16 protein-coding genes are annotated in these 13,087 nt (G+C 64.2%); 4 read left to right on the forward strand and 12 right to left on the reverse strand.

The features are described 5' to 3' along the window. Positions 1-176: 176 nt before the first annotated feature. From HNH97_RS06665 to HNH97_RS06675, 3 genes are all read right to left on the reverse strand, one after another. Complete coding sequence (locus HNH97_RS06665; RefSeq protein WP_244949345.1) at positions 177-701, reverse strand: DUF192 domain-containing protein; 525 nt, start codon at positions 699-701, stop codon at positions 177-179. A gap of 32 nt (positions 702-733) precedes the next feature. Continuing rightward, positions 734-1,402 (reverse strand): MBL fold metallo-hydrolase, encoded by a 669-nt coding sequence (locus HNH97_RS06670; RefSeq protein ID WP_110912527.1) that lies wholly within the window; start codon positions 1,400-1,402, stop codon positions 734-736. Between the two features lie 81 nt (positions 1,403-1,483). After that, positions 1,484-1,864, reverse strand: coding sequence for a baeRF12 domain-containing protein (locus tag HNH97_RS06675; RefSeq protein ID WP_171790372.1), 381 nt, complete (start codon positions 1,862-1,864; stop codon positions 1,484-1,486). Positions 1,865-2,011: 147 nt separating this feature from the next. Between HNH97_RS06675 and HNH97_RS06680 the strand changes: the two genes are divergently transcribed. From HNH97_RS06680 to HNH97_RS06695, 4 genes are all read left to right on the forward strand, one after another. Next, positions 2,012-3,109 (forward strand): XdhC family protein, encoded by a 1,098-nt coding sequence (locus HNH97_RS06680; protein WP_171790373.1) that lies wholly within the window; start codon positions 2,012-2,014, stop codon positions 3,107-3,109. Then, complete coding sequence (locus tag HNH97_RS06685; protein WP_171790374.1) at positions 3,106-3,744, forward strand: nucleotidyltransferase family protein; 639 nt, start codon at positions 3,106-3,108, stop codon at positions 3,742-3,744. Before HNH97_RS06680 ends, HNH97_RS06685 begins: the two co-directional genes overlap by 4 nt. A 104-nt stretch (positions 3,745-3,848) precedes the next feature. Continuing rightward, positions 3,849-4,199, forward strand: coding sequence for a RidA family protein (locus HNH97_RS06690; protein WP_110095492.1), 351 nt, complete (start codon positions 3,849-3,851; stop codon positions 4,197-4,199). A gap of 327 nt (positions 4,200-4,526) precedes the next feature. Next, a complete protein-coding gene (locus HNH97_RS06695) occupies positions 4,527-5,300 on the forward strand; it encodes a CHAP domain-containing protein (protein ID WP_110912523.1) in 774 nt (257 codons plus the stop codon). Between the two features lie 153 nt (positions 5,301-5,453). On the opposite strand, the gene HNH97_RS06700 is transcribed toward HNH97_RS06695, so the two are convergent. From HNH97_RS06700 to HNH97_RS06740, 9 genes are all read right to left on the reverse strand, one after another. Further along, positions 5,454-5,909, reverse strand: a complete 456-nt coding sequence (locus HNH97_RS06700) for a 23S rRNA (pseudouridine(1915)-N(3))-methyltransferase RlmH (protein ID WP_171790378.1) — start codon at positions 5,907-5,909, stop codon at positions 5,454-5,456. 16 nt (positions 5,910-5,925) lie between these two features. After that, positions 5,926-6,381 (reverse strand): ribosome silencing factor, encoded by a 456-nt coding sequence (gene rsfS, locus HNH97_RS06705; protein ID WP_110912521.1) that lies wholly within the window; start codon positions 6,379-6,381, stop codon positions 5,926-5,928. A 124-nt stretch (positions 6,382-6,505) separates the two neighbouring features. Continuing rightward, positions 6,506-7,132 (reverse strand): nicotinate-nucleotide adenylyltransferase, encoded by a 627-nt coding sequence (locus HNH97_RS06710; RefSeq protein WP_110912520.1) that lies wholly within the window; start codon positions 7,130-7,132, stop codon positions 6,506-6,508. 19 nt (positions 7,133-7,151) lie between these two features. Next, on the reverse strand, positions 7,152-8,420 hold the full coding sequence (locus HNH97_RS06715) for a glutamate-5-semialdehyde dehydrogenase (protein ID WP_171790379.1): 1,269 nt from the start codon (positions 8,418-8,420) through the stop codon (positions 7,152-7,154). Between the two features lie 91 nt (positions 8,421-8,511). Beyond that, on the reverse strand, positions 8,512-9,606 hold the full coding sequence (gene ychF / locus HNH97_RS06720; protein ID WP_171790375.1) for a redox-regulated ATPase YchF: 1,095 nt from the start codon (positions 9,604-9,606) through the stop codon (positions 8,512-8,514). Positions 9,607-9,611: 5 nt separating this feature from the next. Further along, positions 9,612-10,184 carry an aminoacyl-tRNA hydrolase gene (pth, locus tag HNH97_RS06725; RefSeq protein WP_171790376.1) on the reverse strand — a complete coding sequence of 191 codons (573 nt, stop codon included), beginning with the start codon at positions 10,182-10,184 and terminating at the stop codon, positions 9,612-9,614. A 32-nt stretch (positions 10,185-10,216) separates the two neighbouring features. Beyond that, entirely contained in the window at positions 10,217-10,837 is a 621-nt protein-coding gene (locus HNH97_RS06730; RefSeq protein ID WP_110912516.1) for a 50S ribosomal protein L25/general stress protein Ctc, read from the reverse strand. Positions 10,838-11,102: 265 nt separating this feature from the next. Next, a complete protein-coding gene (locus tag HNH97_RS06735) occupies positions 11,103-11,693 on the reverse strand; it encodes a histidine phosphatase family protein (protein ID WP_110912515.1) in 591 nt (196 codons plus the stop codon). Between the two features lie 123 nt (positions 11,694-11,816). Next, entirely contained in the window at positions 11,817-12,800 is a 984-nt protein-coding gene (locus tag HNH97_RS06740; protein WP_110912514.1) for a ribose-phosphate pyrophosphokinase, read from the reverse strand. Between the last annotated feature and the right edge of the window lie 287 nt (positions 12,801-13,087).

Genomic DNA, 13,087 nt, shown 5'->3' on the forward strand with positions numbered 1-13,087 from the left:
CCGCTAAACTCAAGAACTTTCTGCCCCCGAAGCGGTGAACGGGGATATAGGCCCCTCACCAAAAACCGTCAATCCAAAAATGAAAAAAAGCGGCTTCTTTTTTCACATCGCCAGACAAAATCAGGAAGAAACAGCGGGAAACCGCCATTTCTTTTGATTTTCATAAAGTTGGCGAATCAGGGGGCGGCGTTTTTCGTATCTGACAGGGCGGCAGATTCGACCTTGTCCCCCACAACGATTCCCAACTTTTCCGTCAGGCCACCCTGCAGTTCCAGCGTCGCGCGCACCGGGCCATGGCTGCTGATATGCGCAAGGCTGAGCGGGACGGCATTTTCAACGATGGAGGAAATCCGGTTGTCCGCGCCGATAAAGACGATGTCGAGCGGCACAAGCGTATGCTGCATCCACATGTCGCTCTGGCGTGGAAAGGACCAGACAAAGATCATGCCGCCATCCGCGGGCACGGATTTGCGGTACATTTCCCCCACCTGCTGTTCGCGTGGAGTCATGGCCTTTTCCACTGAAAAGACATGACGCACATTGTCATGGCCCGTGATGGTCAGTGCGACCTTGGGCAATTCCGCCTGTGCGTGGGTGGGTTCGCCCGTTTCCTGCGCATGCGTGGCAATCGGACCGCACAGCAACAGCCCACACAGACACGCGCCGGCAATCCGGGCGGGCGTCATCACGGATGACTTCATCAATTCTCTCTCCAGCAATCGGTCCCTCCCGATCAGCGCAGAAAGAGGTTGCCCTGCCGTTCCGCCCCGATCGTGGTGGTCGGTCCATGACCGGGCAGGATCGTGACATCATCGCCAAGTGGAAGCAATTGCCGCACGATGGCTTCCTTCAGCACATCCGCATCGCCATAGGGGAAATCGGTGCGCCCGACCGATCCCTGGAACAGCGTATCGCCGACAAAGGCGAAGCGGGTCTGCGGATTGAAAAAGACGACATGCCCCGGCGTATGGCCGGGCACGTGCAGCACCCGGAATTCATGCCCGAGCAGTTCCAGACGTTCCCCATCGGTGACGAAACGATCGACATGGGCGTCATGCATGCCCTCCACGCCAAAGCGGGCGGCCTGCTGCGTGATGCTTTCAAGCAGGAACTGGTCGCGTGCGTCCGGCCCGATCAGGGGAACCGTCTCCCCTCCCTGCCGCTCGCTGAGGGCTTTCCGCAGGGCATCGGCACCACCGGCATGGTCAAGGTGGCCATGGGTCAGGATGATCGCATCGACCGTCAGGTTCCGGTCCGCGATCACCTGCAGCAGACGGGGCACATCCCCCCCCGGATCGACGACAACCGCATGGCGCGAGCGCCGGTCCCACAGGATGGAACAGTTCTGGGCAAAGGCCGTAACCGGGACGACCTCCAGCGCAAGTGACGATGGCTGCGACATCTCGGGGCTACTCCTGTGGATCCATGTTGAGTGGATGGTCCCGTCATTGAGCCATAAACAGGCCGACGGGACCACCGTTTATCAGCGGATCTTGGGCAGCGGCCACCCCGTTGCAGGAATATCGAAGTGGGACGCCAGATTGTGATCAGGGATGTTGGTCAGATCCTTCTCCAGCTTTGCGACCACGGCGGGACGCGCCTCGACATCCAGATGGGCGATGATCTGGTGCATCACTTCGCCCGGCGCGGCGATGGCGAGGCCCGGGGCCTCCTTCTTGCGCACGGCGTCGTTCAGGTACGCCGCGATCACCTTGCCATAGGCACCGTCATGGGGCGCCGTGGGGCCTTTCGCGTCATCGCTCTTGAGATGGGCGATCGTCGCAAGCCCGTGTTCGCCATGCTTGAGGATACGGGCATGCAGGCTGTCGGCGACGACGTACCAGACGGGATCAACATAATTCATGAAATATCAACTCCTTGATATGGAACAAAACGCAGAGGACATGAAACCTCACGCCAGTGCGAGCGCACAGGCACGAACATGGAGACGAACGCAGGATATTTCCAGCAGGTGACGCCCCCGTATCCGTGCTGATAGAGTAGCCCTGCCATGACACAGACCCTCACCTCCCATGATCCGCTGGACCTCGCCATTGCGTGGGCCCGCGCCGGACAGGCCACCGCCCTTGCCTGCGTCACCTCCACCTGGGGCAGTTCCCCGCGCCCCGCCGGCAGCATGATGAGTGTCAGCGCCACCGGCCGCATCGAAGGATCGGTCAGCGGTGGCTGCGTCGAAGGGGCGGTGATCGAGGAAGCGGGCGAGGTCATGCGCGACGGCCTGCCGCGCAGCCTGTCCTATGGCGTCAGCAGCGAGGACGCATGGTCCGTGGGGCTGGCCTGCGGCGGCCTGCTCGACGTGTATGTCGAATCGGTACGCACGCCCGAACATCCCGTCGGCACCCTGTCGCTCGACCTGCTTGAACAGATTTCCACCCTGCGCCGTGCGCGCCGGTCCATCATTCTTGCGACACGCCTGTCGGATGGGCGGCACATCATCCTGACCCGCACGGCCGATGGCGTGGAGGCACCCGATGCGTTGCCTGAGGATGCGGGTCATGTCGCCTCCCTGCGTGAAACAGCACGGCAGGCCTTCCACGCCGGCCGCAGCCTGCGTCATACCGACGCGCAGGAGGAGGCATGGTTCCTCCACCTCATCCCGATGCAGCCGCGCCTGATGATCGTGGGCGCGGTCCATATCGCGCAGGTGCTGGCCCCCATGGCGCAGGCGGCGGGCTTTGCCGTGACGGTCATCGACCCGCGCACGCAACTGGCTACAGTGGAACGCTTCCCCGGCATCGCGCTGGATACACAATGGCCTGACGAAGCCCTCGACCATCTGCGCATCGACAACCAGACCGCGATCGTCACCCTGACGCATGATGCAAAGCTCGATGACCCGACGCTGCGCCATGCCCTGCGCGGGCCGGCCTTCTACATAGGGGCGCTGGGGTCGCGCAAGACACAGGCATCGCGGCTGGCGCGGCTGAAGGAAGACGGGTTTTCCGAGGACCAGGTCCGCCGCATCCATGGTCCCGTCGGGCTGGCCATCGGGGCGATCGGGGCGGCGGAAATCGCGCTGTCCATCCTGGCGGAAATCGTCGCGGTCCGCCGCAACGCGCCGCTGGGCCGTCATCCCGGCTGGGCATGATCGCCGACGCGCCCTGCGCCACGGACGCCGTCGTCCTTGCCGCGGGGCTGTCACGCCGGACATTTCCACGACACAAGCTGCTGGCCCGCGATGCGAATGGCCGCCCCATGATCGCGACGACCATCCGGCGCATACAGGCCAGCACCGTGCGGCGCATCATTATCGTGCTGGGCTACCGCGCGGATGAAGTGCACGACGCGATCATGCCATGGCTGGATGCGCACCGTCCCTTCCCCCACCTGATCCATGCGCCGGATCATGCACGCGGCCTGTCCGCCAGCCTGCGCACCGGGATCGAAGCCGCGCAGGCGGGCAGGGCGGATGCGGCGCTCATCTGCCTTGCCGACATGCCGCTGGTGCCGACGGGACTGCTGGACCGCATGATCGCGGCCCATGCCGCCTGCCATCCATCCGCCGTCACGGTCATGCATGGCGGGCGGCGTGGCCATCCCGTCCTGTGGGACCGGCGGATGTTTCCCGACCTGCTGCGGATTGATGGAGACCGTGGCGCGCGCGACCTGCTGCGCCGGATGGGCCACGGACTGCTGCAACTGGAGGCCGGGCCGGAAATCCATGAGGATTTCGACACGCCCGCACGGCTGGAGCGATTCTCCACCCTGTCGCCCGTTTCCTGAACACCCCGCTGCTCTCTTGACCTCGGGCGCGCGCATGGCACACAGGACGGGCGAGCGGGCGGCCATTCAGGCGACCGCTCCTTCACCACCCAGGGAACAGAACCATGAGCAAGATTATCCGCAGCGATTCGAACGACATCCTGTCCAAGGTCGTCGAATATCACGGCTTCCTCTTCACGCAGGGATTCGTGGCGCGCGACCTGTCCGCCGACATCACCGGGCAGACCAAGGACGTGCTGGAACAGATCGACGCCGCACTTGAGGCACACGGCACCGACAACACCCGCCTGCTGCAGGCCCAGATCTGGGTGAAGGACATCACCGAGCGCGACGCCCTGAACAAGGTCTGGAGCGCATGGCTGCCCAAGGGTGGCGCCCCGGCCCGCGCCTGCGTCGAAGCCAAGATGGCCCATCCCGACGTGCGCGTCGAAATCATGATCATCTGCACGAAATAATCCGTTCCGGCGGACCATGGCGAAGGGTGGCGGGGCACGAATCAAGTGTCACATTTATGCCACTCTTCGTCTCTACATGCTGATCTTCCCGTAGTGCGAATCAAGACATAAAGCCGTGAAAAGTGGCGCTGAAAGCAGATGTTTTTAGTCCTGTTAAGGAATATGTTCCTATTTTTTGGTTTCTGAGAGGCTTTTCTACGAAAACTTGCGCACTCGTGATCGAGATGCGCCGCACAGGCTTGTCAGGATTGCAAACAGCTTGCTACTTCACATGGGCGGGATGCAACGACCCCTACGGCATAACCCAGAGGCGGAGACTTTAAGAGAATGCGGATCGGCAGTCTGAAGCGTGGCTTTTACCTATCCGCCTTTACAGCCTCTTTCGGGTTGCTGATATCGGGCACCACACAGGCCCGCACCGTTCGCCATGCCGCATCCCATCACACGGTCCCGCATGTCACGCATGCCGCAACCACGCATCGCAGCAGCATGTATCATGCGACCTACCGCACCCACCGTCATGAAACCGGCCACGTCATCCAGTGCGTTGCCTTCGCCAAGAGCGCGTCCAACGTCATGATCCGCGGCAACGCGGCCGACTGGTGGCGTAACGCCGCAGGCCGCTATGCCCGTGGCAACACGCCCGAGGAAGGCAGCATCCTGAACTTCCGTGCCACGCGCCGGATGCCGCTGGGCCATGTCGCCGTTGTCCGGCAACTGGTGGACAGCCGGACGGTCATCATCGACCAGTCGCATTGGGGACAACGCGGCGTCAGCCGGAATGTTTCCGTCATCGACGTCTCCCCCAACAATGACTGGTCCGCCGTGCGCGTTGCACTCAACAGCCGCAACGGCGCATTCGGCAGCATCTATCCCACCTATGGCTTCATCTATGGCCGCCCCGAAGGCAGCGGCCGTGGCAACACCAGCCAGCAGGTCGATATGATGACCGCCTACCAGCAGGTTGACCGCCAGCCCATCGCCACCAGCCGCAAGGGCCATCATGCGGTGACCGAAATCGCGGAAGCCCCCGAACCCGTTTCCACGGATTCGTCCTCCCTCGCCTTCGAAGACGACGCACCCAACCGTTCCTGGGAATAACCGGGAACGCGGCAGCGCTGGCGCGCCGCACTTCGACGTCGGGTCAGGATATATCCTGAAGTCATGAAAGTTTCTGGATGCCGCCTTTTTTAAAAAAGGCGGCATTCTTTTTAAAGCTTTTACGACGTCATCAGCCGAATCAAGCGATGGCTGTCACACACCGGGCCGTCCGGCCCGGTGATAGGGATGGCCGATCGCGATCGCCCGTGCACGATACAACTGCTCCGCCAGAAGCCCCCGCACCAGCATGTGCGGCCATGTCATCGCCCCCAGCGACAGGGTTTCATCCGCGCGTTCGATGACGCAGCCATCAAGCCCTTCCGCCCCACCGATCAGGAAACAGATGGGACGTGACAGGCCCATCCAGCGTTCCAGCGCCCGGGCGAAGGACAGGCTGTCATAGGTGCTGCCGCCCTCATCCATCGCCACGACCTGCGCACGCGCGGGCAGCGCCGCCAGCAGCGCCTGCCCCTCACGTCGCTTGGCCTCTCCCGCCGCACCACGCCCTTCGGGCACTTCCGTCAGCTTGAGGCGCGGGGAAAGACGTTCGGCATAGCGGTTGAACAGGTCCTTTTCGACCCGGTCCTTCATCCGCCCGACGGCAATCATGTGCAGCAAGGCTGTATCAGCCCAGCGGATCGACAGGCTCTTCGGGGGGGGTATCGAGTTCCTTGCCCCACATCCGTTCCAGGCCATACATCTCGCGCGCTTCGGCCTTGAACAGGTGGACAATGATGTCGCCTGCGTCGATCAGGACCCAGTCGGACCCATTTGCCCCCTCGATCAGCACGCGCTTGAGCCCGACTTCGCGCAGCTTGCGCTCGATATGCGACGCCATGGCCGTGATCTGGCGGTCCGCAACACCGGTGGCGATCACCATGCGATCGGCAAAGGCCGCGCGCCCGCGCAGGTCCAGCACGACGATATCCTCGCCCTTGTCATCGGACAGGCTGTTCGTGATGATCTCCAGATAGGTCTCGACCTTCGGGTCGATCACCGGTTCGCGCTGTTCCGATGCGGCGGGGCCGGCGACGGCGGCTTTCTTGCGCGGGGTGCCCGGCGCGGTGACCGCACTGCCCAGCGGGGCGACGGATGCTGCTGCGGTCTTGGTGCCCGTACGGCGTTTTGCACCCGTTTCGGCTGAAGGCTTCCTGATGATGGCTCTCACTCCTGTCGGGGTGCCCGCGCATGCCCGGCAGGCATGGTCAGGCCGGGCGGTGGCCCGATGCACGTATTTCTGTCGCTGATATAGCGTTCTGCGGCGCGGGAAGAAAGACCCATGCGCATCCGCCATATCGTGTCAGGACCGGCGCTTCACGCGCGGGACGGCGCGCGGACGCCATATAACGCGCGACCAGTCCCCGCAACGCCGCCGGATTATAGCCCGGGCGCGGCAGGATCGCGACCGGCACAAGCTGCATGATCCGCCGCCACTGCCGCCAGCGCGCCATCTGCGCCAGGCCATCCGCCCCCATCAGCCAGACAAAGCGGGCACAGGGAAAACGCCGTCTCAACTGCGTAATCGTATCAACCGTGTAACGGGTTCCCATGCGGCTTTCGATATCCGTGGCGATGATCCGCCGCCCGAACGGGGCGACACGCCTGCGGGCCTGTTCCAGCCGCTGCTTCTGCGGGGCCATGCCCGCCACGGGCTTCAGCGGATTCCCCGGCGACACCAGCAGCCAGACCTGATCGAGGGCCAACTGCCGTAGCGCACGGCAGGCCAGTTGGATATGCCCCTCATGGATGGGATTGAACGACCCGCCCAGCAGCCCGATACGCGTCCGGCGACGATCCCCGCGCACGGGTATGGTGGAAGAAGCCTCCGTCATGCCACAGACATCGCGCGTTTCAGGGACGGACCTGTCCGGTGCCGATCACCTCGTAACGGAACGTGGTCAACTGCTCCAGCCCGACAGGGCCGCGGGCATGGAAACGCCCGGTGGCGATGCCGATTTCCGCCCCGAACCCGAACTCCCCCCCGTCACAGAACTGGGTGGAGGCATTCCACATGACCACCGCGCTGTCGGTTTCATTCAGGAAACGCGTCGCGACAGCGGCATCTTCGGTAATGATGGCCTCGGTATGGGAACTGCCATAACGCACGATATGGGCCAGCGCGTCATCAATCCCGTCCACCACGGCAACAGACATGACTGCATCGAGCCATTCGGTAGCGAAATCCTGCTCCGTCGCGGGCGGCAGGTCGGGCACGATGGCGCGTGCGCGTGCATCGGCACGGAACGTACAGCCCTTCGTCGCCAGGTCCTCCACCAGTCCGGGCAGAAGCATCGGGGCGATCGCGCTGTCGATCAGCAGCGTCTCCGTCGCACCACAGATGCCCGTGCGCCGCATCTTGGCGTTAAGCACGATGCGCCGCGCCATTTCAGGGTCGGCGGCGGCATGGATATAGGTGTGGCACAGCCCCTCGGCATGGGACAGGACCGGCACGCGGGCTTCGCGGCACACGCGCTCCACCAGTGACTTGCCCCCGCGCGGGATCAGCAGGTCGATCAGGCCGGATGCCGCCAGCATGTCCGCCACATGGCGACGGTCGGCATCGGGGGGGATCTGCACCGCATCCACCGGCAGCCCCGCGGCCCGCAGGCCCGCCTGCATCGCGGCGTGGATCACGCGCGCGCTGTTGAGGCTGTCGGACCCGCCGCGCAGGATCACCGCATTGCCCGACTTGATGCACAGGGCGGCGGCATCGGCCCCCACGTTGGGGCGGCTTTCGTAAATCATGCCGATCACACCCACCGGCGTTGCGACACAGCGTATTTTCAGCCCGTTGGGGCGGCTCCATTCCGACAGCACGCGGCCGACCGGATCAGGCAATTGCGCGACATCTTCCAGCCCCTTTGCCATCGCCTCGATCCGTGCGTCATCAAGGGTCAGGCGATCGCGGAAGGAAGCCGCGCCGGCAAACGCCGCCACGTCGCGCGCATTGGCCGCCAGCAGTTCGGCGCGCGCCGCACGCAGCGCCGTCGCCGCATGGCGCAGGGCCGCATTACGCTGCTCCGTCGGGCTGTGGCCCAGCATACGGCCCGCAGCGCGGGCGCGCCGGGCCATGTCGGCCACAACCGTGGGCGCGCTCTCGGGAACCGGGGCATGATCCATGGATGTGGACGTGGTGGAAGTCGTCATGCCCGTGGGTTTCCCTGTCATTTACTGCGGGATGCGGATCACCGGACCCCCACCCCGTCCTGCCTCAGACGTTGAAGCGGAACAGCAGGACGTCGCCATCCTGCACCACATAGTCACGTCCTTCGATTCGCAGCTTGCCGGCCTCTTTCGCGCCAGCTTCGCCATTGCACTGGATATAGTCGTCATACGCAACGGTTTCGCAGGCGATGAAGCCACGTTCAAAATCATTGTGAATGACGGCGGCGGCCTGTGGCGCGCGCATCCCGGCCGTGATCGTCCAGGCCCGCGTCTCCTTCGGGCCGACCGTGAAGTACGTCCGCAGGCCCAGCAGGCGGTACCCCGCCGCGATCACGCGATCCAGTCCGCTGTCACTCAGGCCCAGCCCTTCGAGGAATTCGGTGCGGTCCTCGGCGCCCAACTGGCTGACTTCCGCCTCGATCGCGGCGGAAACGACCACCACGGCCGCCCCTTCGGCCTCGGCACGGGCGCGGACGCTGTCGGAAAATGCATTGCCGGTCGCGGCCGATCCCTCGTCCACGTTGCAGACATACAGCACCGGCTTGGACGTCATCAGGTTCAGGCGACGCACCGCTTCTTCCTGCCCTTCGGGGATGGCGGTGCGGGCGGGCCTGCCCTCACGCAGGGCGGCGATCAGCGGTTCCATCAGTTCGACCAGGGCCGCCGCCTCACGGTCGTTGCCGCGCGCCTTCTTCTGCAGCGCGACGATCCGCTTTTCCAGCGACTCGAGGTCGGCCAGCATCAGTTCCGTCTCGATGATCTCCGCATCGCGCAGCGGATCGACCCCGCCCTCGACATGGGTGATGTCATCGTCCTCGAAACAGCGCAGGACGTGGATGATGGCGTCAACCTCGCGGATGTTGGCCAGGAACTGGTTGCCCAGCCCCTCGCCACGCGATGCGCCACGCACAAGGCCCGCGATATCGACGAATTCAAGGCTGGTCGGCAGGATCTTCTGCGACTTGCCGATACGCGCCAGTTCCGCCAGCCTCGGGTCGGGTACGGCGACACGCCCGACATTCGGCTCGATGGTGCAGAAGGGATAATTCGCCGCCTGCGCCGAGGCCGTTTCAGTCAAGGCGTTGAACAGCGTGGACTTGCCGACATTCGGCAGCCCCACGATCCCGCAGTTGAAGCCCATATCCCCTATTCCCCCGTATGGCTGGCCATTCTGGTCATGAACAGTTCCGGCTGCCCGTCCGCAAGCAGCGCCGCCGTATCCGACAGCGCATCAAGCATGGGGTCGAGCCACAGCCGGTCATCGCGCGAAAAATCGCCCAGCACATGCCCCGTCACCCTCTCCCGGGTGCCGGGATGGCCGATACCGATCCGCACACGCCAGTAATCCTGTGTGCCAAGCATGCGGTCCATGGACCGCAGCCCGTTATGTCCTGCCGCCCCGCCACCGCGCTTGACGCGGATACGGCCGGGGGCAAGGTCAAGTTCATCATGAAATGCCGTGATGGCATCGGCCGACAGCTTGTAGAAGGCCGCCGCCTGCTGAACGCTCTCACCCGAGAGGTTCATATAGGTCTGCGGCTTGAGCAGCATGACCTTGTGGCGGCCGATATGCCCTTCGCTGACCTCGCCGCGAAAGCGCTTGCGCCACGGGGAGAACCCGTGGCGCTCGGCGATCCGGTCAACGGCCATGAACCCGACATTGTGGCGATTCCGGCTCATCCCCGGTTCGGGGTTCCCCAATCCGGTCCAGAGGAGCATGGCGTCTCTCCAGTCGTGTCAGGTTCGCGTTATCAGCCAGCGGCTTCCGGGGTCTCGGCTTCCGCAGCCTCTTCCTCGACATCGACGGTCGGCGCGGCGATCGTGGCAATGACGAAGTTCGGGATGTGCTGGACCGGCACGACATGTTCCGTGCCCTTGAGGTCTTCCCAGCGCACGTTGTCATGGATGTCGAGCTTCGACAGGTCCGCGCTGAAGCCTTCGGGCATGTTGGCGGGGTCGGCCACGACGTCCACGGTGTGACGCACGATGTTCAGCACGCCGCCGCGCTTGATGCCGGGGGAGGTTTCTTCACCGGTGAAGGTGATGGCCACTTCGACATGCACCTTCTGCCCTTCGGCAAGGCGCTGGTAGTCAACATGCAGCGGGGCATCGGACACCGGGTGCAACTGGATTTCGCGCAGCAGCGCGTGCTCCGTCTTGCTGCCGTCGATGGAGATGTCATAGATGCGCGAACGCCAGCCCGGCTTGTGCAGTTCGCGCGCCACGATGCGCGGATCAAGCGCGATCAGCGCGGCTTCCTGCTTGCCGCCATAGATGACACCGGGAACAAGCCCGGCACGTCTCGTCGCCCGCGCTGCCCCCTTACCAGCCTTCGCGCGCGAAGAAACATCGATTTTCGTGAATTTGGTCACTTGTCTGCTCCTGAAACACAAGGCGCGCCGGCCTCCAGGGGTGCCAGCGCGTGCGCGGCCTTTAACGGAAAAAGCCGCCAGATGCAACGCCAGCCCGCATTTTCACGCCATCCGGCCGGGCAGTGCGTTTCAGGACGCCTTTCAGACCAACCACTTGATAAAAATAACAGTTTCCGGGCGCCGCCTTTTGATCGAAAAAGGCGGCGTTCTCCGAAGCTTTCTGAAAAAAGCTTCACCGGAAACTTCTTTACGATTTATCGGGCCTTCAGGAAAACGCCGTCAGTTCCCACGGCTTTCCCTCGCCCTCGGGCTGTGCCCACATCGGCGTGGCGTTGGGCAGGCGCACATTGGGCTTCAGCCCCATTGCCGCGCGCAGGGCGCGGAACATGCCGCCATGACACACGACAAGCGGCACACCGGGCGCCTGTGTGGCGCGATTGATGGCCGAGACCGCGCGTTCACGCAGTTCGGCAAAGCTTTCGCCGTCGGCGGGGGTATATTTACCGGCAATCCAGCTATCGTACCAGTCCCCCATCGGCTTGCCTTCCTCCGCGCCGAAGCAGACTTCCTTCAGCCCGTCGTCAAGCTGCACCTCGAACCGGGGGGCGCCATGCTGCGCCAGCACCTCCGCCACGATTTCGGCCGTGCGCCGGGCACGGCCCAGCGGGGAGGAAACGATACGCGCGATCGGGTGCGCGCCCAGATGCCGCGACAGCACCAGCCCGGCCTGCCGCGCCTGCTCCACCCCCCGGGCATTGAGCGGGATGTCGGTCCGGCCCTGTGAACGCCCTTCGGCATTCCAGTCCGTCTCCCCATGTCGCAGATACCAGTAGGGCCGTGCGAGCAGGTCCGTCATCAGCAGGTTCCTTCTTGAGTGGCTCTGTGGGCGATAGCCTCCACATGGCGGGGGGTCAATTCAATCCCCCGACACACTATGAAATAAATCTGTCCCGGTCAGTGACGCCGGTCAATGGCGGCATCAGTCGAACAGCGACGACACCGAACTTTCATCGGACACCGCGCGCATCGCGCGCGACAGCAGGTTGGCGGTGCTGATCTGGCGGATGTTGTGCGACTGGCGCACGTCTTCCGTCTTGGCGATGCTGTCGGTCAGGGTCAGCATCTGCAGCGGCGACTGCCCGATGCGGCTGACCGCCCCCCCCGTCAGCACGCCATGGGTCACATACGCCTCCACCGCCGCGGCGCCATGGCGCATCAGCGCTTCGGCCGCATTGCACAGCGACCCGCCGCTATCGACGATATCGTCCACAAGGACGCAGTACCGGCCGCGCACGTCACCGATCACGTTCATCACCTCCGACACGCCCGCGCGCTCACGCCGCTTGTCGATGATGGCAAGATCCACGTTCAGGCGCTGCGCCAGCTGGCGCGCACGCACCACGCCGCCCACGTCGGGGGAGACGATCATCAGGTTGTGCGGGCCGCCGGGGATGTTGAGATCCGGCGCTTCGTAAGGCAGCGGCGCCTCCTGCCCCATCCGGCCCTTGATGTCGCGGGTGAACAGCGGGGCGGCATACAGGTTGTCCACGGGAATGTCGAAGAACCCCTGGATCTGCATGGCGTGCAGGTCCATCGTCAGGATGCGGTTGGCCCCGGCTTCGACCAGGATGTTGGCGACCAGTTTCGCGCTGATGGGGGTGCGGGGGCCGGATTTGCGATCCTGCCGGGCATAGCCGAAATAGGGCATGACCGCCGTGATGCGCCGGGCCGAGCCACGACGCAGCGCGTCGAGCATGATCAGCAGTTCCATCAGGTTGTCATTGGTGGGTGAGCAGGTGCTCTGGATGACAAACACATCCTCGCCACGCACGTTCTCATGGATCTCGACAAAGATTTCCATGTCGGCGAAGCGACGGACGGTCACGTCGCACAAGGGCATCCCCAGTTCGACCGCAACTTTTTCAGCAAGGGGCAGATTACTGTTACAGGCGACGATTTTCATCTTGCGACGTTCCCGGACGACGTGAGGCGAAGCGGCCGTGGCAGGCCACTTCCGTTTTCATGGATCGGCCGGGTTCTAGCAATCGCGCCAGTCCCTGTCACCACCGCACCCCCCGAAGATGGGCCTGAACACATCAACGCGGACCTGCGTCGCGAACACGCCTGTCCATCGTGGCGTGGCGGCCACACTCCGCCCGCCATTACCGCGTGGGCGGAAGCGTGACCCCCGGCAGGCGCCGCGCGGGCGCGGCCTGGGTGGGGGCGGCGCATGCCGGATGGCGCGGGGCG

Source organism: Gluconacetobacter entanii, assembly GCF_013155425.1.
GTDB lineage: Bacteria > Pseudomonadota > Alphaproteobacteria > Acetobacterales > Acetobacteraceae > Novacetimonas > Novacetimonas entanii.

Coding starts and splice junctions, on each gene's coding strand:
- HNH97_RS06715 (WP_171790379.1), bottom strand. CDS start 8,420: ATGGATCATGCCCCGGTTCCCGAGAGCGCGCCCACGGTTGTGGCCGAC.
- HNH97_RS06700 (WP_171790378.1), bottom strand. CDS start 5,909: ATGATTGCCGTCGGGCGGATGAAGGACCGGGTCGAAAAGGACCTGTTC.
- pth (WP_171790376.1), bottom strand. CDS start 10,184: ATGCTCCTCTGGACCGGATTGGGGAACCCCGAACCGGGGATGAGCCGG.
- HNH97_RS06695 (WP_110912523.1), top strand. CDS start 4,527: ATGCGGATCGGCAGTCTGAAGCGTGGCTTTTACCTATCCGCCTTTACA.
- HNH97_RS06685 (WP_171790374.1), top strand. CDS start 3,106: ATGATCGCCGACGCGCCCTGCGCCACGGACGCCGTCGTCCTTGCCGCG.
- HNH97_RS06735 (WP_110912515.1), bottom strand. CDS start 11,693: ATGACGGACCTGCTCGCACGGCCCTACTGGTATCTGCGACATGGGGAG.
- HNH97_RS06690 (WP_110095492.1), top strand. CDS start 3,849: ATGAGCAAGATTATCCGCAGCGATTCGAACGACATCCTGTCCAAGGTC.
- HNH97_RS06670 (WP_110912527.1), bottom strand. CDS start 1,402: ATGTCGCAGCCATCGTCACTTGCGCTGGAGGTCGTCCCGGTTACGGCC.
- HNH97_RS06665 (WP_244949345.1), bottom strand. CDS start 701: ATGAAGTCATCCGTGATGACGCCCGCCCGGATTGCCGGCGCGTGTCTG.
- HNH97_RS06675 (WP_171790372.1), bottom strand. CDS start 1,864: ATGAATTATGTTGATCCCGTCTGGTACGTCGTCGCCGACAGCCTGCAT.
- HNH97_RS06710 (WP_110912520.1), bottom strand. CDS start 7,132: ATGACGGAGGCTTCTTCCACCATACCCGTGCGCGGGGATCGTCGCCGG.
- HNH97_RS06740 (WP_110912514.1), bottom strand. CDS start 12,800: ATGAAAATCGTCGCCTGTAACAGTAATCTGCCCCTTGCTGAAAAAGTT.
- ychF (WP_171790375.1), bottom strand. CDS start 9,606: ATGGGCTTCAACTGCGGGATCGTGGGGCTGCCGAATGTCGGCAAGTCC.
- HNH97_RS06680 (WP_171790373.1), top strand. CDS start 2,012: ATGACACAGACCCTCACCTCCCATGATCCGCTGGACCTCGCCATTGCG.